Origin of the sequence: Flavobacterium tistrianum, assembly GCF_003254545.1 — a bacterium.
Lineage (GTDB): Bacteria > Bacteroidota > Bacteroidia > Flavobacteriales > Flavobacteriaceae > Flavobacterium > Flavobacterium tistrianum.
In genome coordinates this window covers 1-215 of record NZ_QJRH01000003.1, presented here as the reverse complement: position 1 = coordinate 215, position 215 = coordinate 1, and the positions used below count along the sequence as shown (strand labels likewise).

1 rRNA gene is annotated in these 215 nt (G+C 42.3%); it reads left to right on the top strand.

What is annotated here, in order from left to right:
• Window positions 1-152: 152 nt before the first annotated feature.
• Window positions 153-215, top strand: a 5S ribosomal RNA gene (rrf, locus tag DMB71_RS00015); the annotation flags it as partial.

The following is a 215-nucleotide window of genomic DNA, read 5'->3' as shown; positions in this document are numbered from 1 at the left end:
CGGGAAGGAAACTTTCTAAAACAGCCCTTATTGCGTTTCTTTATCCCAGTATGTTAAAATATTGTCCGCACGCGGAAAGTTAAGGGTTATATGTTATAAGCTCAGAGTTGAAAACGATAAGCTAAAAACAATAAACGCTAAACTGAAAACCTTAAGGTGGTTATTGCGGCGGGGCTCACCTCTTCCCATCCCGAACAGAGAAGTTAAGCCCGCCT